General features: G+C 36.2%; 24 protein-coding genes and 1 riboswitch. Of the genes, 20 read left to right on the top strand and 4 right to left on the bottom strand.

Features of this window, described 5'->3' with window-relative positions; translation table 11 throughout:
- The first annotated feature begins 98 nt into the window (after nt 1–98).
- The 13 genes from ACN6NE_RS23725 (at nt 99) to ACN6NE_RS23785 (ending at nt 12,858) form a co-directional block, all read left to right on the top strand.
- On the top strand, nt 99–4,607 hold the full coding sequence (locus ACN6NE_RS23725; protein WP_474327609.1) for an aggregation-promoting factor C-terminal-like domain-containing protein: 4,509 nt from the start codon (nt 99–101) through the stop codon (nt 4,605–4,607).
- A gap of 10 nt (nt 4,608–4,617) precedes the next feature.
- Nucleotides 4,618–5,160: a LysM peptidoglycan-binding domain-containing protein gene (locus ACN6NE_RS23730; protein WP_474327611.1), complete on the top strand. Its 543-nt coding sequence runs from the start codon at nt 4,618–4,620 to the stop codon at nt 5,158–5,160.
- A gap of 14 nt (nt 5,161–5,174) precedes the next feature.
- Entirely contained in the window at nt 5,175–5,522 is a 348-nt protein-coding gene (locus ACN6NE_RS23735) for a phage baseplate plug family protein (RefSeq protein ID WP_474327613.1), read from the top strand.
- Nucleotides 5,519–6,346 (top strand): phage protein, encoded by an 828-nt coding sequence (locus tag ACN6NE_RS23740; protein ID WP_474327615.1) that lies wholly within the window; start codon nt 5,519–5,521, stop codon nt 6,344–6,346. Before ACN6NE_RS23735 ends, ACN6NE_RS23740 begins: the two co-directional genes overlap by 4 nt.
- Entirely contained in the window at nt 6,346–6,678 is a 333-nt protein-coding gene (locus tag ACN6NE_RS23745; protein WP_474327617.1) for a Gp138 family membrane-puncturing spike protein, read from the top strand. Before ACN6NE_RS23740 ends, ACN6NE_RS23745 begins: the two co-directional genes overlap by 1 nt.
- Nucleotides 6,675–7,028: a DUF2634 domain-containing protein gene (locus ACN6NE_RS23750; protein WP_474327619.1), complete on the top strand. Its 354-nt coding sequence runs from the start codon at nt 6,675–6,677 to the stop codon at nt 7,026–7,028. The genes ACN6NE_RS23745 and ACN6NE_RS23750 overlap by 4 nt, the downstream gene beginning before the upstream one ends.
- Nucleotides 7,021–8,163: a baseplate J/gp47 family protein gene (locus tag ACN6NE_RS23755; protein ID WP_474327621.1), complete on the top strand. Its 1,143-nt coding sequence runs from the start codon at nt 7,021–7,023 to the stop codon at nt 8,161–8,163. Before ACN6NE_RS23750 ends, ACN6NE_RS23755 begins: the two co-directional genes overlap by 8 nt.
- Nucleotides 8,160–8,786, top strand: coding sequence for a hypothetical protein (locus ACN6NE_RS23760; protein WP_474327623.1), 627 nt, complete (start codon nt 8,160–8,162; stop codon nt 8,784–8,786). The genes ACN6NE_RS23755 and ACN6NE_RS23760 overlap by 4 nt, the downstream gene beginning before the upstream one ends.
- Nucleotides 8,787–8,802: 16 nt before the next feature.
- A complete protein-coding gene (locus ACN6NE_RS23765; protein ID WP_474327625.1) occupies nt 8,803–10,005 on the top strand; it encodes a glycoside hydrolase family 113 in 1,203 nt (400 codons plus the stop codon).
- Nucleotides 10,006–10,941: a hypothetical protein gene (locus ACN6NE_RS23770; RefSeq protein ID WP_474327627.1), complete on the top strand. Its 936-nt coding sequence runs from the start codon at nt 10,006–10,008 to the stop codon at nt 10,939–10,941.
- A gap of 13 nt (nt 10,942–10,954) precedes the next feature.
- A complete protein-coding gene (locus ACN6NE_RS23775) occupies nt 10,955–11,248 on the top strand; it encodes a hypothetical protein (RefSeq protein ID WP_474327629.1) in 294 nt (97 codons plus the stop codon).
- A 330-nt stretch (nt 11,249–11,578) separates the two neighbouring features.
- A complete protein-coding gene (locus ACN6NE_RS23780) occupies nt 11,579–11,794 on the top strand; it encodes a BhlA/UviB family holin-like peptide (protein WP_474327631.1) in 216 nt (71 codons plus the stop codon).
- Between the two features lie 56 nt (nt 11,795–11,850).
- On the top strand, nt 11,851–12,858 hold the full coding sequence (locus tag ACN6NE_RS23785; protein ID WP_474327633.1) for a peptidoglycan-binding protein: 1,008 nt from the start codon (nt 11,851–11,853) through the stop codon (nt 12,856–12,858).
- A gap of 108 nt (nt 12,859–12,966) precedes the next feature.
- On the opposite strand, the gene ACN6NE_RS23790 is transcribed toward ACN6NE_RS23785, so the two are convergent.
- Together ACN6NE_RS23790 and ACN6NE_RS23795 are read right to left on the bottom strand one after the other, a co-directional pair.
- Nucleotides 12,967–13,788, bottom strand: a complete 822-nt coding sequence (locus ACN6NE_RS23790; protein ID WP_474327635.1) for an HNH endonuclease signature motif containing protein — start codon at nt 13,786–13,788, stop codon at nt 12,967–12,969.
- A 16-nt stretch (nt 13,789–13,804) separates the two neighbouring features.
- Complete coding sequence (locus ACN6NE_RS23795; RefSeq protein WP_474327637.1) at nt 13,805–14,026, bottom strand: helix-turn-helix domain-containing protein; 222 nt, start codon at nt 14,024–14,026, stop codon at nt 13,805–13,807.
- 807 nt (nt 14,027–14,833) lie between these two features.
- A riboswitch (cyclic di-GMP riboswitch) is annotated at nt 14,834–14,918 on the top strand.
- A gap of 235 nt (nt 14,919–15,153) precedes the next feature.
- On the opposite strand from ACN6NE_RS23795, the gene ACN6NE_RS23800 reads away from it, so the two are divergent.
- From ACN6NE_RS23800 to ACN6NE_RS23810, 3 genes are all read left to right on the top strand, one after another.
- Nucleotides 15,154–15,621, top strand: coding sequence for an AbrB/MazE/SpoVT family DNA-binding domain-containing protein (locus tag ACN6NE_RS23800; RefSeq protein ID WP_474327639.1), 468 nt, complete (start codon nt 15,154–15,156; stop codon nt 15,619–15,621).
- Nucleotides 15,596–15,709, top strand: a complete 114-nt coding sequence (locus ACN6NE_RS23805) for a DUF8096 family protein (RefSeq protein WP_474327641.1) — start codon at nt 15,596–15,598, stop codon at nt 15,707–15,709. The genes ACN6NE_RS23800 and ACN6NE_RS23805 overlap by 26 nt, the downstream gene beginning before the upstream one ends.
- A 69-nt stretch (nt 15,710–15,778) precedes the next feature.
- On the top strand, nt 15,779–15,958 hold the full coding sequence (locus tag ACN6NE_RS23810) for a hypothetical protein (RefSeq protein WP_097826695.1): 180 nt from the start codon (nt 15,779–15,781) through the stop codon (nt 15,956–15,958).
- 172 nt (nt 15,959–16,130) lie between these two features.
- Here ACN6NE_RS23810 and ACN6NE_RS23815 read toward each other — a convergent pair whose 3' ends face one another.
- Complete coding sequence (locus ACN6NE_RS23815) at nt 16,131–16,796, bottom strand: YhcN/YlaJ family sporulation lipoprotein (RefSeq protein WP_474327643.1); 666 nt, start codon at nt 16,794–16,796, stop codon at nt 16,131–16,133.
- 191 nt (nt 16,797–16,987) lie between these two features.
- On the opposite strand from ACN6NE_RS23815, the gene ACN6NE_RS23820 reads away from it, so the two are divergent.
- Nucleotides 16,988–17,218, top strand: coding sequence for a hypothetical protein (locus ACN6NE_RS23820; RefSeq protein WP_474327645.1), 231 nt, complete (start codon nt 16,988–16,990; stop codon nt 17,216–17,218).
- A gap of 385 nt (nt 17,219–17,603) precedes the next feature.
- Entirely contained in the window at nt 17,604–17,870 is a 267-nt protein-coding gene (locus ACN6NE_RS23825) for a GlsB/YeaQ/YmgE family stress response membrane protein (protein WP_474327647.1), read from the top strand.
- A 237-nt stretch (nt 17,871–18,107) separates the two neighbouring features.
- Here ACN6NE_RS23825 and ACN6NE_RS23830 read toward each other — a convergent pair whose 3' ends face one another.
- On the bottom strand, nt 18,108–18,302 hold the full coding sequence (locus tag ACN6NE_RS23830; RefSeq protein ID WP_474327649.1) for a hypothetical protein: 195 nt from the start codon (nt 18,300–18,302) through the stop codon (nt 18,108–18,110).
- 561 nt (nt 18,303–18,863) lie between these two features.
- Between ACN6NE_RS23830 and ACN6NE_RS23835 the strand changes: the two genes are divergently transcribed.
- Entirely contained in the window at nt 18,864–20,165 is a 1,302-nt protein-coding gene (locus ACN6NE_RS23835; RefSeq protein ID WP_474327651.1) for a GH25 family lysozyme, read from the top strand.
- A 180-nt stretch (nt 20,166–20,345) separates the two neighbouring features.
- Nucleotides 20,346–20,576, top strand: coding sequence for a hypothetical protein (locus ACN6NE_RS23840; RefSeq protein ID WP_240702679.1), 231 nt, complete (start codon nt 20,346–20,348; stop codon nt 20,574–20,576).
- The last annotated feature ends 81 nt before the right edge of the window (nt 20,577–20,657 follow it).

Here is a 20,657-nt window from a genome sequence, read left to right on the forward strand (position 1 = left end):
CAACAAGCGAACGAGGCACTTAATAAATTAATTAAACAAAAGAATGATGCTAACAAAGCGAAGTAACTAAAAAATAATTTAAAGAAAGGAGGGAAAACATGAGCATTCGTGATTTGGATGTAAGAATTCAGCCCAGTGTTAATTTAGCTCCTGTTATTGAATTGAACCGTTACATGAATGATACTGTACGTGCTTTTCAACAAACAGATGATGCTACTCGTGAGTGGCGTGACTCTATGAATCGTATGAACCAGCAGATGAATCAAGCTGGACGACAAACTAATCAAACGAATAGAGCGTTTGGTCAATCTAATCAGCAAATGCAGCAAATGGCTCAACATACAAATCGAGCTACGCAAGAAATGCGGCAAATGAGCAACCAAATGAATTCTACCCATCGCTCTACTCAACGAATGATTGATGAATCGCAGGCTCTTAATAATCAGCTAGGTCGCCAAAGTGATGTTATTCGCGCTTTAGCAAGGACTACTGGAACGAGTGCTACTCAGTTGGCTCAAGATTGGCAAGCGATGAGTAATGAAATGCGTAAGTCCATGATTAACAATCACAATGATATGTTGAAATATCGTCAGCAAATCATGAAGACAGAGCATGACATGTACAAGCTTGGTTCTCAAATGGGGAATTACACGGGCAGCACTAACGATTTTATGAATGAGGTTCGTAGACTTGGGAAAGAGCATAAGAAATCAACAGATCAGATGATTAATAACAATGTGGCTATGCGACAAAGTATTATTCAGCAAGTAGCAACCATGTCTGCCATGAGTGGACAGAGTGAAAAGATAGCGAAGAACTATGACCGCATGGGAAATACTTTATTACGCGTCAATAATCCACTTCTTTCTGTAACATCCAACTTGTCACGACTAGCAAGAGAGAGTAGTTCAGCATCTTTAGCTCTTCAAATGCTAGGCCCTAATGCAAGTATGAAAGAGCTTCAAGATATGATTGGCATGATCACCCAAGGTGTTATGCGTATGCAGTCTGTAGCCATGGTTACATCTGTTGCATGGGTTGGATTTACAGCGATTTTAGCGAATGCAGCAAAGGGTCCTGACGTCGAAGAGAACTTAGCTTCTCAAGTCAAAGCTTGGGCAGACTACCGAGACGCTGTAAAGAGTCGAACACAGGAAATTGTAGATACCTGGGGACTTTTCGAGAAGGTTCAGTTAGAAAAGACCAGTCCGCAAAAGCTATTATCTAACCTTCAAGGTCAAGTTAAGGTTATGCAAGATTGGTCTAAAAACCTTAACTCTCTTGCTAGTAAAGGAGTAGATGAAGGCTTTATTGCTAGTCTACGTAAGATGGGACCAGAAGCTGCTTCGCAGATTGTTGCCTTAAATCAAATGTCTCAGCCTCAGCTAAATAAATACGTGGACTTGTGGAGACAGAAGCACCAACTAGCAAGACAAGCAGCTACTACTGAGCTAGAAAAGTTAAAGCAGGAAACTCAGCTAAAGGTCAAAGGGTTACAGGACTCTTTAACTCCTCTCGGGGTATCTCTATATAATTTCAAAAATACCTGGGCTAGTGCAGTTGCACCTTTCGTAGCATTTTGGGGAACAATAGCTGCCAAAATTGTTGATGTTGGTACCATGATTGGTGGATTCGTCAATAAGTTAAATGAAATTAACCCGTGGATCACTAAGTTAGCTGGTATGTTTCTATACTTAGTTGCTACGTTTGCTCTTATTTTAACTCCTCTTGCAGCAGGTATAGGATATATCATGGGCTTAAAAGCAGCATTTGCAGCAGTGTGGGTATTTATTGGTCCATTAGTGGAAGGCCTAGCTGCTATGATGGGGACTGTAGTACTAGTTTCAGCAGCCGTTATAGCTTTTGGTGCAGCACTTTACTTATTATGGACACGTTCTGAAACATTCAGAAATGCGGTTATCAGTGGATGGACTGCCATAAAAAACAAGGCACTTGAAGTTTGGGGATTCTTGTCTCCTTACATTAATCAAGCCATGTCTGCTGTGACTACATTCGTCCACGCAAAGCTAGTTCAATTGCAAGCTTTCTGGGATAACAGCGGTCAGCAAATCTTACAGGCTACTCGAAATGTTTTTGGGTTTATTTCTTCTATTATCCAGGAAGCCTTAACCGTAATAGGTGCCATATTCCGAGCAGTTTTTCCGATCCTAGTTATTTTGGTAAAATCTGTATGGTTTAATATACAAGGTATCATTTCCGGAGCACTTAACGTCATTATGGGATTGGTTAAGGTCTTTTCAGGATTGTTCACTGGTGATTTCCGCAAAATGTGGGAAGGTCTGAAGCAGATATTTGTTGGAGCCATTCAGGTAGTTTGGAATTATGTGAATCTAATGATGTTTGGTCGTATCCTAAGCGCAGGTAAGCTCTTCTTTTCCGGTTTCCGTAGCGTATTTGTTAGTTTGTGGCAAGGGTTAGTTGCACTCTTTAAAGCTAGTGTCACAAATGTGAAAAATACAGTTCAATATGGATTTACGGCTATGAAGTTGCTTGGTCAAAATATTATGACTGGGTTAAAAAATGCGGTAGTTGGCATCTGGACTTCCTTGTATGGTGGGATTAAAGGGATGCTCGGTCGAATAGGTTCATCCATAAAGTCAGCCTGGACTACAGCACGTTCTGAGACAAAGCAACTTTTCGGTATGATCCGTGACGATGTGTCTAATACCTTTGGGAAAATCGTACAAGGTGCTAGAGAATTGCCTGGCAAAATAGGGTCTGGAATCAAGGGTATGGCTGGAAAAGTCACTGGCGGAATCGAAGCTCTTACTTCCAAGGTATTTGGCGGATTTAAGAAAATGATCAATGGTGCCACTGGTGGTCTAAACTGGATTATGAAGAAAATAGGTGCAGATTTCTATATAGATCCTTGGGTGCCTAAGTATGCTACTGGTACAGGATATCATCCTGGTGGACCTGCAATTCTTGGTGATGGTGGCATGAAAGAGTTATATGTCACTCCTAGTGGTGCAATGGGGATGTCACCAGCAACTGATACATTATTGAATTTACCTCAAGGTACTAAAGTGTTTTCTGGTCCTCAAACTCAACAGTTAATGCAATCTGGTATGATACCAGCTTATGATAAAGGAAACTTAGGTAGTTCCTTTAAAAGTGTGGCATCAGACCTGTGGGAAGGAACTAAAAACGTTGCTGGGGCTGCAAAAGATAAGGCTGTTGGAGCAGGAAAAGCTGTTAAGGATACAGCTATTGCTGGTGCTAACAAAGTAAAAGATCTTTCACTTGATGTATGGTCTTATGTTTCTGATCCTTCCAAGTTGCTGAAAAAAGTATTTAGTAGTTTTGTTCCTGAACCACCTGCTATCAGTGAAGTGTTCAATAAAATCTTTCCTGCTTCTCTAACAAAGATTAAAGATAATGCTTTCGGCTTTGTTAAGAAGAAAATGGAAGAGTTCTCTTTCTTAGGTGGAGACGCCTCTGGTACAGGTATTGGTAGTTATTATTTAGGAAGTCCTTTCCGTATTAGTACAAGATTCACACCAAACGGAAACAAGAACGATAAAGTCCATAAGGGTGGAGTTCATCATGGTATCGATTTAGCCGCACCGCAGGGGACGCCCATTAAATCCCTAACAGATGGTATCGTTAAACAAGTCCTTATAGGGTCTAGTACTGCCGGTAATGGCGTTCGTATTCAGAGTGGTTCAGACTTATTATCTTATATCCATATGATGAGTGCTCCTTTTGTTAAACAGGGGCAAAAAGTCAAAGAAGGGCAAGTAATTGGTCGAGTTGGTTCAACTGGATTCTCCACTGGACCACACTTAGACTTGAAAATTAAGCGTAATGGGGCTTATATCAATCCGTTAACCTATTTACAAGGAAAAGCTGGTGATAGTGGTTCTTATGGTGCTGCACCAAAAGGAAATCTTGCACAATGGATTACTGCAGGTATGGCGAGAGCCGGTGTATCTGGCGATGCATGGAAGACAGGCCTAAACTGGATTATCCAAAAAGAATCAAGTGGTAATCCTAGAGCAGTTGGCGCTCCAACATCTGACGGTACAGCAAAAGGTTTAATGCAGTTGAAACACTTTAACTATAAAGGTGATCCATTTAACCCTTCTAATAACATCTATTGGGGTATCAAATACATCCAAGATCGTTATAAGAGTATTGGTGGTGCATTAAGATGGTGGAAAAGCCATAACTGGTATGCAAATGGTACAAATTCTCATACTGGAGGTAATGCTGTTCTTGGTGATGGTGGATTAAATGAGCCTTTCTTGCTTCCAAACGGACAAATGGGGCTTAGTCCAAATCGAGCTACCTTATTCCCTAACCTACCTACTGGAACTAAAGTATGGCCTAGTATTTTAGATTTCTTCAAGAAAACAATTAATAGAGCATCTAATGATCCAGGAGAAAGTTCTGATTCTGTTGCTCCTTCTTTTGCTGTTGGAGATACAGGTTCTAAACAGATTAACATCGAATTTAAGCCTGTCATAACCATTACTGGTGATGGTAAAGAGGGCGAAAAGAGTGTAAGAGAACAAATTGACGAGGCATTAGCAGAACAGTACAAGAAGTTCCAAGAGGTTCTTATCGAAGCAGGTCTAATATAGGAGGGTGAAAATGGCGCGTTTAGGAAATATCAAATTATTAATTGAGAAAGAAGATGATTCTGCTTCAGTTGATGCTACTTCTTATCCAGTAGAACAAGGTATTCCTATGACAGATCATGTTGAACAAAAGCCGGATGAGTTTTCACTCTCCGGTGTTTTAAATGGAGATTCTTATGAATCTGATTATGAATACCTTAAAAAATGTATGAAAAACGGTACGATTCTAACCTATACCGGTCGTAATATTGCTAAAAACGTTATTATTTTGGATCTAAGTGGTTCAGTAGATTCAAATAATGCTAATGGTAAAGATATCTCCATTAAGTTGCGGCAAATTCGGATTGCCTCTACGCCCTGGGTTAAAGTCAAAAATAGTGGCAAGAAAAAGCCTGTGAGTAGTAAACCTACGGGTGCTATTTATCATGTCACTAAGAAAGGAGATACCTACTGGGATATGTGGCAGAAATATGGCACAAGTATTGCACAACTAAGGAAATGGAATGGCTACAAAGATAGAAGAATTCCTATTGGTGTCAAACTAAGAGTGAAATAGATTGAGGTGATGTTATGCGTGATTACATTCCCATTAATAAAAATAGTTTACCTGAGCGATTTGAAATAGAGTTTGCTACAGATACATTTGTGATGGAGGTTAATTACAATCAAACATGCGATTTTTTTACAGTGGATTTGTATAGTGTAGATAATGAAGCCATTATTTTAGGTGAAAAGCTTGTGTTGAACGTACCCCTTTGGCACGATTCTGTTGATCGGCGACTGCCAGCCCCGTCATTAGTGGTTTTAGATGAATCTGATCAAATTAGGCGCATTACCTTTGAAAATTTTATGGTGACAACATTTTTATTTATTGATGACATTGCACCAGATGAAGAATTAAGTGAGGTAAGTGTATGAGTAATGAATTGTTTGGAAGAGTGATTAAGGTCCATATAGAAGGGGACTACAAAGCTGATTTTTCTAGCGATAATTTTCACATTGAGTTTGAAGTTCCTTTTGATGACGATTCGACACCTAATGAGATTATGGTTAAGCTGTATAATCTCTCCAGCACTTCTATTAATCATATAAAGAAGGGAAATACCTTGATATTGCAAGCAGGCTACAAATCAGACTATGGTATTCTTTCACAAGGAAAAATATCAAGAGTTCTGACTAGTCGAGATGGTGTAGATAAAATCACAGCGATCTATATGACAGAAGGACAAGATTATTCAGGTGTAAAGGTAACAGCCTCTACAAGTACAGATAAAAAATCTCTAAAGATTGCGTTCGGTAAAAACACAAAGGCAGATACTATCATTCGCAAGTTAGTGGGTGCATTAGGTATACGTCTTGGAGAAATGAAATTGCCTAAGAATCCAACTTATAAAAGTGGATATACAGTGACAGGAAACATATTAAATAACCTTTTAGAAGTTGTAAAAGATTGTGGTGCAGCTCTTTATTATCGAAGAGGTACATTGGTTATTCGTTCAATTAAAGAAGGTACAGACGAGCGCTTTAATTTAGAGGAGGCAACTGGACTATTAGGTTCCCCTGCCCCTTTTGAAGAAGATGATTTAAAAGGGTACACAGTTAATTGTTTGCTGCAGCATCGTATTTCAACATCTTCTATCATTCAAATTAAAAGTAAAACTGCAAATGGTCAGTATCGTGCTAAAAAAGGAAAGCATACAGCTAGTGGTTCTGACTTCAAAACAGAAGTGCAGGTGATCTAATGGCTAATGATACAAATTTCTTTTTGAACTTTGCTCAAGCAATTAAAGCAAACATTCATGTAGCAGCTCCTGCTAGGGTTACAGCTGTTCATGGATCTACAGCTGATATTAAACCTCTATTTAAAGAAAATGGAGAGGAGCATGCTTTAGTACTAGATGCTCATATCTTGGAGCATGTTGAATATAACAGACCTATAGCAGTGGGTGATATTGTATATGTTAGTTTTGCTGATTATGCATTAGATTACTTAGGAGCTGATCCTTTTGATCCGCAGTTTTCCAGAATGCATAGTATGAATGATGCAGTTATTGTTGGGAGGTTTAAGGTATGATTTCACCGAAGCTTGAAGGCGGTGATTTAGTTGTGCAAGATGGAAATTTAATAATGATATCAGGCGATGAAGAACTTATTCAATCCGTTCAATCCATATTAAGGACACGGAAAGGTGAGTTCTTTTTAGATCCTGAGTATGGCTTATCTTATGACAATTTATTGGGCAAAGGTGCTAGTGAGGCAGAGATACGGGATGACATTATTGAAGCTCTTTCTAAAGATGACCGTATAGGTGCTGTAACGAATATCTCTTTTGTCAAAGAGGGGCGTACCCTTAAAATATCGCTAACTATTCAAAAACAAGATGAAACAGAATTAACCATCGACGAGGTGGAGTTAAATGCTTGATAAAACAGGTTTCAAACGTAAAACATACCAAGATTTAAAAGAAGATTTAGAGTCAAAATTCAAAGAGAAATTTGGTAACGATGTTAACGTTTCTGCTAAGAGTCCATTTGGGATTTTAATTATGATCTTTGCATTCTTTTTAGCTCCTTTATGGGAGTTGGCAGAAATGGCTTATAACAGCGCATATTCCAGTAAAGCCGAAGGTGTTCAACTTGATCGGTTAGCCTCGAATAAAACAATGAGTCGTGATCAAGAATCAGAATCTCATGTAGAACTAACTTTTACAGGTGTACCAAATACAACGATTCAAGAACAGACTCAATTTGCTACAGATAAATTTATTTATTTTTATCTCATAGAAAATGTAACGCTAGATGAGACTGGAAAAGGTAGTGGTGAGGCTGTTTCGGTTGAGAAGGGGATTCATACAAACGTTGCTGCAGAGACTATTACATTACAGGGAGAACCTACAGAAAACATCTATACAGTAACAAACCTTTTGGCTGCTACTGGTGGAAGAGACGTAGAGACAGATATGGAGCTTCGAGATCGGCTTATTAAATCTCCAGCTATTGAAGGAAATACAACGATTAATGCAATTATTGCACGTTTAAACGATACAGCTGGCGTTCGCTCTTCTAGTGTAGTGAGTGTGAATCCTGTTGTTCATGCATATGTACTAGGTGGCAATCGTGAAGATGTGGCTGACACACTTTTTAATTGTGTAGCAGCTGGTATTGATACCATGGGTTCAGAAGAAGTAATTGTCACTGACATTAGTGGTACTGAGCATACTGTAAGATTTGATTATGCTGTTGAAGTCCAAATTAAGATAAAGATTAATGTTCAGTCTAATACGAGCTTTCCCAGTGACGGCATAGCCACTATTAAACAGACGCTCATTCAACATATAGGGGGAAGGGATGCAGCTGATACAGATTGGACGGGGTTAGCATTAGGAGAAAAAATAGTATACTCACAGCTATTTAGTTTCGTTTACGAAACGCCTGGTATAGATGATGTAACGATTCAAATTGCTAAGAATAACGAAGGTTATAAAATGAGCAACTTAACTTTACAAAGTTACGAGATTGCGAGAACAAGTGTAGATTTAATTGAGGTGAGTGTAAGTTGATAAAAGATTGGTTTTCCAAACTCTCCGATGCCTTTGTTAAAAGTGAGAATTCAAATTTAGGAAAAATATTCTCTTTACTGGATGATGAAATCAATCAGCTAAAGGAAACCTTTACACGTATTGAGGAATGGCGTGATTTAAATAATGCACAAGGAAAAAATCTTGATTTGATAGGAAACGATGTAGGGCAAAAACGGGGTAAGACAACCGATGCAGTCTATCGATCTCTTATTAAAAGTAAAATTGCTCGGGACAGATCAGATGGCACATTCAACAAGGTTATTGAGGTATTAGCGCAAACATTAAACTGTGATCCTAACGAATTTCAATTACGTTCAGCTGATGAACCTGCAGCTGTTTATATGACCAATGCCCCAATAGATACGATTTATGCTGCTGGATTGACGCCTTATACCTTTACGAACATTGTACAATCGACTGTTTCGGCAGGTGTACAGGTACAATCTGTACAAATGGATGGCACCTTCGAATTATCTTCGGTAGAAGAATTTACATTGAATCCTAATGGTCCTAATGGATTGTCAAGTATTGATACTCCAACTGAAGGAGGAACGTTAGGGGCATATATTGTTCCAGATAAAGAAACAAGTGTGCCTCTATAGAAAGGAGTGAAACAAGATGGGATTTAATGCTCCACTTCCAGAGTGGAAAAATAGTGGTCAAGAGCCTCCTAGTACGGTAAAAGATCAGGGATGGGGGGCTCTTAATCGTCCACCTGCAGAATGGCTCAATTGGTTTTTTAATAGAACGTATAAATCATTAGAAGAGTTACAGCAAAATGGAGTTTCAGTTGATGAATTCCAAAAAGTAAATACCAATAACTTAAATGGTGAAATTGTAGAGGCAGATGCCTTTGAATACAATGGAGCTAATATGACCTCTATTGTCTCAGGTCAATATCAAAGTACTCGTGCAACGGATTTGTTAAATTACGTTCAACAAATTTCTATGGATAGTGTAGCAATTGTTGTTACCTGGTTTCAAGATACAAAGACGTCAACTACTATTCAACGTCATACAACTAAAACGGTGCCTGATGAGGATGTTTTAGCTATTATTCGTCAAGCGAAGGACAAAGGATTAAAAGTTATGTTAAAGCCTCATGTGGATTGTAATGATGGTACATGGCGTGGAGAAATCAACCCAACCGATACGGCTGCTTGGTTTGCTTCTTATCGGCAATTTATTCTTCATTATGCACAAATGGCTCAAAATGAAAATGTTGAATTGTTTTGTATCGGTACAGAATTAAAAAATATGACGAAGGTAGTTTATCAATCTAATTGGACAACCGTTATTCAAGCTATTCGTTCTGCTTATCAAAATAAACTTACGTATGCGGCCACGGCAATGAGTAGTAAAGATCAAGAAGAGTACTTAGTCGTTCCTTTTTGGGGGCTTTTAGATTATGCAGGGTTAGATGTATATTTCAAGCTTACTCTTCCAGGTACTACTCCTAGCATTTCTACAGTAGGATCTGCATGGACAAAAAGTTCAGAGGGGCAGGACTATATTCGAAAATTAACTACTTGGCAAAAATCACATGGGAAACCGGTCTTGTTTACAGAGATTGGTTGTACGATTTTTAAAGGCGCCACTCAAGATCCAGCCAATTACAATATTAGCTCTACCGTTGATTATAATGAGCAAGCGTTATATGTTGATGCTATCTTTCGGATATGGACTAGCCAAGTGAGTTGGTTAAAAGGATTCTTTTGGTGGCGACTAGCATTTAGTACAACTGACGCTTTTAGATTTGAAAATCTACCCTCTGCACAAGTATTTGCAGATTGGATTACACATACAAAGGGGGTAAGCTAGGTGGCAGTTTATAATAAAGAAGTTCTGTTTGTAAACGGACGTCAGGTGCTCAATACAGAACATCTTGATGATAAAGATGCACATCCGTTTTATACAAAAACAGAAGGTTTTCATACAGTAGAATCTAAGCCTGAAACACAGTATTATTGGGCGAAAATAGGTGTTGTTCATCTGACGCAACAATATAAATATGCAATCGCTCGATCGGTATTTATGTCCGGAAATAGTGGATATACAACCTCGCAAAGAGGTCATTTATTTTTACGTGTAAAACAACAGGGAGCAATGGGAACCTCTCCTATCATCCAATTAAGGATTAAGGATTATGCCAACATTTCTCCAGATCAAATCAAAGCGGTGACTATCCAAAATGATGCAGAAGCAACACGAGTGGAATTTTATATGAAAATTAACAATGCCTTTGACCAGATTTTCTTTAACCCTTATCACGTTGTATCAAATGAGACGGGTGCGTACTATGCGTGGTATTCTGATCAACCACTCATTCCTACTCTCCCAAGTGGCGCTTTAACAGATGCGCTAGAAGATATCACGTTTGTCAGAGTCAAAAGGCAAGGGGCACAGCAAGTAGCCTCTGGAACAAATAAGGTGATTTTTAACAACAGACTTAATGACTTCAGAGAAGAGTACGATACAAACACCTATAAATTTATAGCTAAACAGTCGGGTGTATATAATGTGCGAGCACATGTTAGATTAACCACTCCTTCTAACCAAGAACGCTCCTTGATGCTTTATGTAAATGGAGCTCCAGAGGCACGAATAGGTGCAGGATCTGGAGCTTTTCTAGGAGGAGGAGTAGTTCCTGTTAAATTAAATGCCTATGATCAAGTAGAAATTTATATCATTTCACCTGACGCTGTGACGATCGAAGAAAATACAACTGATACGTATATGACTATAACCAAATCGTGAAAGGAGAATGTATATGGCTTTACAAGGACCTATTGAGTTGTCGGGAGTTGGTCTTACAATCCAAGATGCATATCATTCCATTGAATCCTACACATTAAGTGGAAATAATAACGAGACGTCTTTACTTGAGTGTACGGTCTTTATTTATACCAATCAAACATCGAAAGAAGAGGGAATGAACCCTTTAGCAACAAGAAAGCATCAGTTCTTTATTGAAAATGAAGGTATTTTGTTATCTCAAATTATTAACAAGGCCTATGAATTGGTAAAATCCTTACCCGAATATGAGGGTTGTATTTTAGTGTAACTCAAACGCTTAGGGCGTTATTTTTTAGGGATAAAAAAAGGGTTTATGAGAGTAGAAAGAGAAATATATAACAAATGATAACGCTTTCATAAAACAATTCTTAAAAATGGGGGAATAACATGATTATTGAACAAGGTAATGTGTTTAAGGGTTTACTATGGGGAATCCTACTCGGCATTCCTCTTTGGATTTCGTTATTCGGATGGTTGCAGATTTTATTAAAATAAATTCAACGATAAACGATGCTGATGCATCGTTATTTTTTATGTCTAAACAGAGAGACAAGAGGGCTTAGGCTCTTTTTATTTTATAAAAGGTGGGGGGATAATAATGGATCCTATGTTAAATACAATTGCTCAACAAGGCCCGTATGCGGCGTTGTTTATTTGGCTTTTCTTTAAAACAATTAAAGAATCAAAAGAACGTGAAGATAGACTCATGAGTCATGTGGAGCGCACTACTGATACGTTACAGCAAATTGAGCAAAGCGTATCTGGTATGCAAGAAGAAATTAAAGATATTCGTGAACAAATAGAAGAAAAATAAGTCACTCTTCGTTGAGTGGCTTTTTTATATAACTAAAATCCGAAAGGAAGATGAAAATGTACGTATTTGAAAAGTTACCACAATTAGTTGATAAACGGGGTAAATTAGTTCATAAAGGATCTTATAGCAAGCGTAAGAACGGTGTAAAATCCATTACTACACGTGTATGGCACCACTCATTGACTAAGTTATCAGCTGGTGGATCTAAAATTGAATCATTTGCTGACTTTCATGTACGAACAAACGGCTGGCCAGAAATTGCATACCATCTAATCATTGATCCTAAGCATGTTATGGGTGGAAAAGCGACTATTTATTATTGCGTGGACATTTCTAAGAAAAGCTATCACGTTGGAAATAGCAACAGCATTGGACTTGGTATCTGTGTTATCGGGGATTATCGTGCGGATAAGCTTAGTGAGGCAACTATTCGTTCTATTATTGACTTGCATAAAGCTTTAATAGCTGATGGAATTGGTAAGTATGACAAAGCGCATAGCGAAATGCCCGGGTATAGCTGGAAAGCATGCTGCGTATTTGATTACAATAAGGCATTTAAAGATGTACTATCTGATATGTTTCCAGAAGCTAAACAACCTGATCCAGTACCTGGCTTATATACAATTCAAGAAGGAGATACATTCTGGTCTATTGCTTTAAAAGATGGAAAGGAAGGTATTACTGTAGAGGATTTAATTGCGGCTAATCCAGATGTAAAACCATCTCAATTAAAAATCGGTCAAACAATTAAATTCGGTACCGCAAAGAATACTTATACACCAACTCCAGAAACGCCTAAAAAAAATCAGTCAGAATATAAATATCCTCTTCCTTCAGGGGTGCTTAAGGTAGGTTCAACGGATAAGAGCGCAATCAAACAGCTTCAGGAGGCTTTAAATGCTGTGTATTTTAAGTGTGGTGCAGCAGATGGAATCTATGGAGCTAAGACAACAGATGCTGTAACACGTTTCCAGAAAGTTTACTTACCATATGAAGTGGATGGAACATACGGTCCTAATACAAAAGGTAAACTACAAGCTGTATTGAAATCTAAAGGTTACTAACTTATGTTCATTGTTAAGTGAAAATATCTAAAAAAGGGTCTTGCAGTTAGATGCTGAGGACCCTTTTTTAAAAAAATATATTCCCTCCTGGAATTGATTTTAAATTAGTTATTTAAAGCCGAAAAGACTCTTTGAAACTTTGCCCATATGTCGATAAGTGGTGCTTTCACCACCTATAAGTGTTAAAGGTCTCTCTATATATGGAAAGATAAAAGAGAGTGCCTCATCTGTAATAAGTACAACTTGGTTATTATCTGACCAAAGGCCTTTAACTTTGACTAAGCCCGGTTCCATAACTTCTACATCCAAAAGAGTTAAAATACCTTTTTCAAGAGAATAACCTATGCTAAGCATTTTAGGTAAAGCCCATAATGGTATAAAATCTAAAAAGTTTGATGTTGTGATTTTGATTCTTCCAGGTCTTCTTGTATACTCTATTTTCTCATCTAATTTATACTTTACATGATTCTCCACTACTTTGATTGTTTCCTCATTTTTTAAATCTCTGATACTCAAATTCATTAAAAAAATATCTCCATCTACCAACTTAAACCCTAATTTATTACTATTGGATAATTCGAATACAGTTACACCCGATGGGCCTGTGACATTAATAGTTCCTAATAATAATTTAGAATCTAAATCAGGTTCAATGAATAGTTGATCTCTATTATTTTTTGTTCTTTTTATATTTTTCCACCGATAGACGGTTGCATCATCAATTTTTAGAACCCCGTAATGTACTTCATCATGACACGCTGGACATATAGCTATCATATGTTTTTCATCATGGGTTTTATAAATTGCCCACTCTTGAATGTGATGAATATGAACCCGATAATTAGTACATCCTGGATTTGCACATTTCATTCCAGCCTCTTTAATTAATCGCTCTTTCATGTCCTTTTTTACTGGAGGTCTATTTGCCAAGTGTATCTCCACCTTTTTAGTTTTTCTTTGAGCCATCTTCTTTATCAAATTCGTATAAATCATCCACTTTTCTATTTAGCACCTTTGCTAACATAAATAATTTATCAGCACCTGGATAATTATTAACTGCAATCCAATTAGATAATTGAGTTGGTGAAACACCTACTTTTTTAGCTACATGTTTTTTTAGATATCCTTCCTCTTCAATAATTTTGTCGGTTTTACAAATTAACTTCATTTTCATCGCCTATGTCATAAATTCGCTTTATAGTGAACAAGCTCCTTCCAATAAACTTCAATAACAATCAAAAAATATTTAAAGGACAAATTCTGATATTTAATACTGCGCCCTCCTATTTATCAAAGAGTTGAGTGGCGGTTATCGTGACGTTCTATATGACGTAGATATGCAGAACCAACGCTATTCTAAAAATTTCAACTATGATAGTTATAGGTATTTTTAGTTGTCGTTAAGTCAGGGAGTATCTACTATGTAGATGCTTTGGAAATGTGTATGCTTTTTTAAATAGTTTCAGGGGAGTTTATTTAGCGGATAAATAAATGATAATAAAAAATGAAAGATTACGAGAAATTCATTTCTTTTCGAGGCGAAAAGTACTTAGAGCCCTAAACTAGTGAATTTGCGAAGGTGATTAAAAAGAAAACTAGAAGCATCTAAACGAGGTTATATGATAAGAGCTCAGTAGTAAAATATTCTGGTATTTCATCATACTACAAGCCTTATACATAAAAGAGAGTACATAAATTCAGTACAAGGAATTTATGTACGACAACGAACTAAAATAGTAATTCAACCTTTCAGGCATATAAGCGTAAGTGTTTTATAGCAACAAGTAATTTGAAATATATCTTTTGACTCTCAATTGGAACGTAATTGTTATTTAATTATATCTTAGGTATTGGATGGATTTATATGTAAAATAAATCGTAAGACCTAGTGAACTTTCCTCGTTTATCAACTATACTGATTTATGTAAAAAATTCATATATTTCTAATTATATAATTAAATGTAAAATAATAACAATAAAATACAGGCAAACTAATCGAAAGACTCAGATGTAAAACCAAAGGTCTAAGGTCAAATGACTATGACAGCTTGTTTACCTGGTAAAAGGAGAATTTAAAGTGAGAGAGTTTTTTAAAAAAATCTTCAAGTGTAAGGCTAAGAATCAGCATAAAATAGAAATTTCTTCTGGGAGATGTATTAGATGCGGAAAAGAAATTGGTAGGTGATAAGTTCCTGCATGAATGTACGAAGTGTGGTATGAAGAATAGTATTTGTTATCTAAACCCTTTTTATTATATGATGTTGAATGTGTATTTTAATGAAGGAAGGATCGTATATGAATCTTAAAGTAAGAGTTCAGAAGTCAGGAAAGATTCAATTATCGGATGAATTTATTACTTTATTAAACCCTAGTAAGAATAACCCAAGTATAGAGTTCTTTATACATAATGCAGATATTGTGGTAAGAAAGTTTGATTCTTTAGGAACTGTTAACGGATTGGAACCTATTAGACGACATATACATCAAAATGGATATGTTGTTATTCCAAAACAAATAAGAGGGAAATTATCATTAAAAGAAAATGACTATTTAGAAATACATAAGCGAAGAGATACTATTGTAATGAAAAAAATTGTTATTAAAACCAATGTTATTAAGAGATGTTTAGTGACTGGTGAAGAATCAGAAGATAATCTTGAGTTTTTGAATGGGAAATTAATATTAAGCAAACAAGGCCTTGGAAAATTAATTTCAGAGATAGAATCAAAATTTTTATATGAAAACAAAAAGAAGAGTTGTTAGTATAGTTAGCCCTTGTATTAAAAGCAGCGTGGACGGCGGTAGGTTTCTGCGTGAATGTACCAACTGTGGTATGAAAAAGAATATTTAATAATTTCCTCTTACTCCCTGTTATTTATTTAGATAACCTCTACACAATATAATTAAGGGGTGAATCTTTATGACAGATAACAATGTTGGTTTTGGAGTTAGTGGAAATGCAGATACTAGACAAAAAACTAATATTTCTAGTGAAGCTACTATGATAAATAAGGTAAAACAAGATAACTTCGAAAAGCTTAACCATCAATTAAATTCAGTATCCGATGATGCATTTAGAGCAGATCGTGATGAAGACTAAATACGTAAATATTGTCTTATGTAAATGTGCGAATTGCGGATTAAAAAAATATATAATAAAAAATCCCTCTTAAGTGGAGAAGGATAAACATAGATGAAACCTCCTTATAATCCAAGGAGGTTTATCTTTTCTAGAACATAGTAATTGACTTACTACGCATCATCCTTTTAATTTAACGATTGTTAGGAAATACTCTTCGAACGGTTTCAGTAAACTCTTCAAATAGACCATCTCTTGACGCGTCTTCATTAATCCGGTTTCCGTATCCTTCCATACGATTCACAAAATCAGGATCGGATGACACATATACATTTCGAATATCCCGATCTGTAGCTTTAACTTGATCTGAAATCTTCTTTTTTAAACGATCGGTCACTTCTCCGTTTGCTCCATTCTTTAAAACAACAGCCACGTATGCATTTCGGTTTGTAACAATCACATTCGCAGTGTCTACTTCGTCTAATTTAGCAATACGATCTGCAGCCTTATCAGCTACTTCTAATCGTGTTTGATTATTGTCATTATTATTATCATCCCCATTAGGATCATATCCAACATTTAGTGGCCCATTGTTGTTACGAGCATTCTGTGCTCTTTGTTCCGAAGGTTCTTCAGTTGGATCGGGCTCAGCTTCATCCTTTTTATCATTCCAATTTCTATCGAGTTGGTCCCCAACATTTAGTGGTCTATTGTTATTACGATTGTTCTCTGCCTTTTGTTCCGAAGGTTCTTCAGTTGGATCAGGCTCAGCTTCATCCTTTTTATCATTACAACCAAAAAGGAATCCTACAGATAAAATGGTTGATAGGAGACCAAATAAATATTTTCTTTTCTTCATCTTGTCTTCACTCCTTGTAATATTCGTATATCTTTTAAAATCCGCATTATTTTCAAGAATAATTACAGGGAATAATATGAAAATGAAAAGGGGTAGTATCATTTTCCAGTATATATAAGTAAAGTCGTCAAAAAATAAAGGCGTTGGAAGAGTATGTTCTTTCAAACAAATATAAAAGAGGTATTCGCATAATGAACAATTTACGCTGGTTAACTTCCTTATTTAATTTCGGTCGCAATAATAGAGGGATATTTGGGAAGAGACGGAATAACAGAAGCGGGATGTTTTCGTTATTGGGGCTTGGGATTGGGGCTGTTGCCACTTATGGGATAACAAGAGGGCGTGGAACTAAGATGACACCAGCAGCCGTACAAACAATGACGAGTAGAAGCCAAATGAAAAACGGCATATCTAACCAATAAAAGATAAGCATACTTTCTCTACGATATATAAGTTGAAGACTAACGATAACTTTAATTATGGTAACAACAGATTTAATGTACACATATATTAATGGTTCACAATGCTGTTTGCAAAAAATAAGAGCCCCTGGATTTAACAAAAATCCAAGGGCTTTTCAATATTACTTAAACCTCTTGTTTTCTAATACGCTCACTTTTGCGTTCGTTGATTTTCCTATTTGTTTCGTGTGCTTAACCAGTCGAATGATAGTATTAAACCTAATTTATGTGATGTTTTCTTAAACTAAGCTCCTCTTGATTCTATGGGGGACAAAATTTCCGTGAATAACCGACCTCTTTTTTGGGAGAAAATAAAGGCTGTAATTTAAAAAGGAGGTTATAATTTATGTCATTCATATGGATGCTAATTGTTGGAGGCATTATTGGTTGGTTAGCAGGTTTAATTACAGGACGCAATATTCCAGGAGGTATTATTGGAAATATTATTGCGGGTTTTATTGGAGCATGGTTAGGTGGACTTATCTTTGGAGAATGGGGACCAGACATTGGAGGATTTGCTATTATACCTGCTATTATTGGTTCCATTATTTTAGTGTTAATTGTAAGTTTTATTATGAGAAGAATACGTCCTGGCAATCGTATCCATGCATAATGAATAAGAAAAAACAATAAAAGAGAAGCTTCTTATATTTATAAGGGGCTTCTCTTTTTATGAGGAAGTAAATATTTAAAATATACGTAAGAAAAGTATTAGTTGATTGACAAAAACGAGTATTACTTATGTGTTTATTCAGCTACTATCACTATTAATAAAAGCATTGCTACAGGTGAGCGTTTCTTAATACAGCTATAATAATGAATTCCCATTTATAGTTAGGAGAGCTTTGTATTATGGGTTTTGTTGTTGGTTGGTCGTTGTATTACTTCCTTGATTCCCCATGCTACCCATATTGCTCATATTAGACAATTGAGGAAGAGACATCATATTTTGAAGTTGTCCACCACGTCCTGTCATCATACTATAAGCAGCTGCTCCGATACCAACAGAAGCTATAATCGGTAAGATTTGAATGTTGTTTTTCATGACATGTTCACCTCCTTATTTAAATGGATTGAATACAGCTATATATTTTGTATTTGAACATTTTCTAATCAATAAAATATTTTCCTTTTTAGAATGATTTTGTATGAGTGAAAAATGATGCCATTTTAAATGCCGACATTTACGTTTATATGATGGCTGGCTTGCTGCCAATGTTAACAAAAGCTATAATACAGATGCTAATCGTATAAAAAAAGTGGCCAATAAAAATTGACCACTGACCACATAAATGACCACAAATTATTTATTAATCATTGCATACCAGTATAAAATAACTAGTTTTTTTAAGGTCATTAAACATCAAACACTTATGATTTAATACACATCATAAGCATGTGAAATATAAGATTTATCTTATTAGTATAAACGAATATAGCTCTTCTCACTTTATAAAATTGCACAAATTCATTTCTTATAATAAGGGAAGGCTACCAAAATCCCTTCTTATTGTAGTTTTTTTATAAAGCCTAAAATCTATTTAATAGGCCTGTATCAGTTGCCATTTCCTTTTTTATTCATAGTTTGTATGAAGGAGTGATAGCAATGCAAAACCGTAATAATCAAAATATTAAGGTCATTGATGTTTCTCATCACAACGGAACAATTGATTGGACAAAAGTGGCGTCGGATGGTGTAAAAGGCGCATATATTAAATTAACAGAAGGTACAACCTTCTTAGATAAAAATTCGTATGATAATTATATAGGAGCAAAAAATGCAGGTCTACGTGTAGGCTTTTATCACTTTGCTCATGCTGATAATGATCCCATTGCAGAAGTTAATTTCTTTTTAAAAAAATTAGGCAGCATGAAGGTTGATTTGCCTCATTGCTTAGATTTGGAAGAAAATAAAGGGAAAACAAAAGCGCAGGTCACAGCCTTTGCAGTTAGATGGATGGAGTACATTGAAAGGAAAACAAGTATTACGCCTATTCTTTACACGGGGTATAGTTTTATTAAATCCAATTTTACAAACGCTGTGGCAAGATATCCGCTATGGGTAGCTCGTTACAGTGGAAGTAACCGTTCTAAAGGATTCGTTAACCCAGGTGATACGGAGATTTGGGATAGATGGTCTATGTTTCAATATACAGATCAAGGAAAAGTGAACGGGATTAAAGGCAATGTTGATATCAATGAAATGGATTTGAATTTCTTTAATAGTATTAATACGGGCATTACGATGGTGGGAAATAACAAGTCATCAGCACAATTACAGCAAGGTGATAGCGGACTAGCTGTAAAAGAACTGCAGCAAAACTTAATTAGGTTAGGATTTGAGCTTTCTCAGCAAGGAACCGATGGTCAATATGGCAGTGAAACTGTTGCAGCTGTTAAAGCTTTTCAAGAAAAGTATGGATTAACGTTAACTGGAAAAGCTGATGAGAAAACATTAGCTAAAATGATGGAATTGCTTAAGGGTGTAAGCAATTCTGTCGAAGAATCATTACCAAAGGTTACTTCACTCGGAGATAAGTATTCTTTTCAAGTAAAAGCGAAGAAGGATATTGGAGTCTACAAATATGCCAATGTAACAGAGAATTTCAGAACTATAAAAAAAGGCACGGTATTTAGCGTATATGGCTATACGAATGCAGCATGGGCTGTTCCAGGCGGATTTGTGCAAATGAAAGACGTAGAACCTATCCTAGTTACAATTAAAACAGGCGGATTAAGTAAAGACATGGAAACAGAGTTTCGGGCTTTCTTAAAAAACGAAGGAATTGACAGTGAATTAAACGTACATGCAATAGGTAATCCGTCAGCTGAAATTACCGCAGCTGGACTGGATTTTGTGAAAGTTAAGCAGTTTTTAGATAAAAAAGGCTGGTACTACAAGCAATAAAACCCGGCTCTTCGGAGCAGGGTTTTATTTTGGAATTTTATAAAAAAGAATAGCAGACATTAATTAAGTAATTAAAATATGTTCTAAATAACAAATTAGGTTGTAACAAAAAAGTTTCTATGTATAGTTCACCTCTAACAGTCATATTTTTAGTCAACGGCTCATGGAGGGTGAATGAATATGAAAAATACGCAGATTCGAATTGAAACACTAGCCTATCACTATGAAAGCATTATGGTGAATGATGAAGTAGAGCGTGCGATAAAAAGTATTGAAGTGACGTATCGAGCATATAAACATAACCACGTTTTAAACGGACATGTAGTACTTTCAGGAGAAGAGATTTACGATCTTCAGCAGCTGACTCACGCAGTGGCTGGGAAAATAAAAGCAGAATTAGAAACTACATAAAAAAGCGCCTTTCTTTAAATCTTAAACCAAGATTAAAGAAAGGCGCTTTTTTATTAATTATTAATTAAACTGCAAAAAGAA

This window comes from Priestia sp. 53B2 (assembly GCF_056099005.1).

Bases quoted from the DNA above. Each gene is read 5' to 3' on its own strand.
- ACN6NE_RS23735 (WP_474327613.1), top strand. From the start codon at position 5,175: ATGCGTGATTACATTCCCATTAATAAAAATAGTTTACCTGAGCGATTT.
- ACN6NE_RS23805 (WP_474327641.1), top strand. From the start codon at position 15,596: ATGAAAACAAAAAGAAGAGTTGTTAGTATAGTTAGCCCTTGTATTAAA.
- ACN6NE_RS23795 (WP_474327637.1), bottom strand. From the start codon at position 14,026: ATGAAGTTAATTTGTAAAACCGACAAAATTATTGAAGAGGAAGGATAT.
- ACN6NE_RS23765 (WP_474327625.1), top strand. From the start codon at position 8,803: ATGGGATTTAATGCTCCACTTCCAGAGTGGAAAAATAGTGGTCAAGAG.
- ACN6NE_RS23745 (WP_474327617.1), top strand. From the start codon at position 6,346: ATGGCTAATGATACAAATTTCTTTTTGAACTTTGCTCAAGCAATTAAA.
- ACN6NE_RS23730 (WP_474327611.1), top strand. From the start codon at position 4,618: ATGGCGCGTTTAGGAAATATCAAATTATTAATTGAGAAAGAAGATGAT.
- ACN6NE_RS23830 (WP_474327649.1), bottom strand. From the start codon at position 18,302: ATGAAAAACAACATTCAAATCTTACCGATTATAGCTTCTGTTGGTATC.
- ACN6NE_RS23740 (WP_474327615.1), top strand. From the start codon at position 5,519: ATGAGTAATGAATTGTTTGGAAGAGTGATTAAGGTCCATATAGAAGGG.
- ACN6NE_RS23755 (WP_474327621.1), top strand. From the start codon at position 7,021: ATGCTTGATAAAACAGGTTTCAAACGTAAAACATACCAAGATTTAAAA.
- ACN6NE_RS23785 (WP_474327633.1), top strand. From the start codon at position 11,851: ATGTACGTATTTGAAAAGTTACCACAATTAGTTGATAAACGGGGTAAA.
- ACN6NE_RS23800 (WP_474327639.1), top strand. From the start codon at position 15,154: ATGAATCTTAAAGTAAGAGTTCAGAAGTCAGGAAAGATTCAATTATCG.
- ACN6NE_RS23835 (WP_474327651.1), top strand. From the start codon at position 18,864: ATGCAAAACCGTAATAATCAAAATATTAAGGTCATTGATGTTTCTCAT.
- ACN6NE_RS23750 (WP_474327619.1), top strand. From the start codon at position 6,675: ATGATTTCACCGAAGCTTGAAGGCGGTGATTTAGTTGTGCAAGATGGA.
- ACN6NE_RS23725 (WP_474327609.1), top strand. From the start codon at position 99: ATGAGCATTCGTGATTTGGATGTAAGAATTCAGCCCAGTGTTAATTTA.
- ACN6NE_RS23820 (WP_474327645.1), top strand. From the start codon at position 16,988: ATGAACAATTTACGCTGGTTAACTTCCTTATTTAATTTCGGTCGCAAT.
- ACN6NE_RS23810 (WP_097826695.1), top strand. From the start codon at position 15,779: ATGACAGATAACAATGTTGGTTTTGGAGTTAGTGGAAATGCAGATACT.
- ACN6NE_RS23780 (WP_474327631.1), top strand. From the start codon at position 11,579: ATGGATCCTATGTTAAATACAATTGCTCAACAAGGCCCGTATGCGGCG.
- ACN6NE_RS23840 (WP_240702679.1), top strand. From the start codon at position 20,346: ATGAAAAATACGCAGATTCGAATTGAAACACTAGCCTATCACTATGAA.
- ACN6NE_RS23815 (WP_474327643.1), bottom strand. From the start codon at position 16,796: ATGAAGAAAAGAAAATATTTATTTGGTCTCCTATCAACCATTTTATCT.
- ACN6NE_RS23775 (WP_474327629.1), top strand. From the start codon at position 10,955: ATGGCTTTACAAGGACCTATTGAGTTGTCGGGAGTTGGTCTTACAATC.
- ACN6NE_RS23825 (WP_474327647.1), top strand. From the start codon at position 17,604: ATGTCATTCATATGGATGCTAATTGTTGGAGGCATTATTGGTTGGTTA.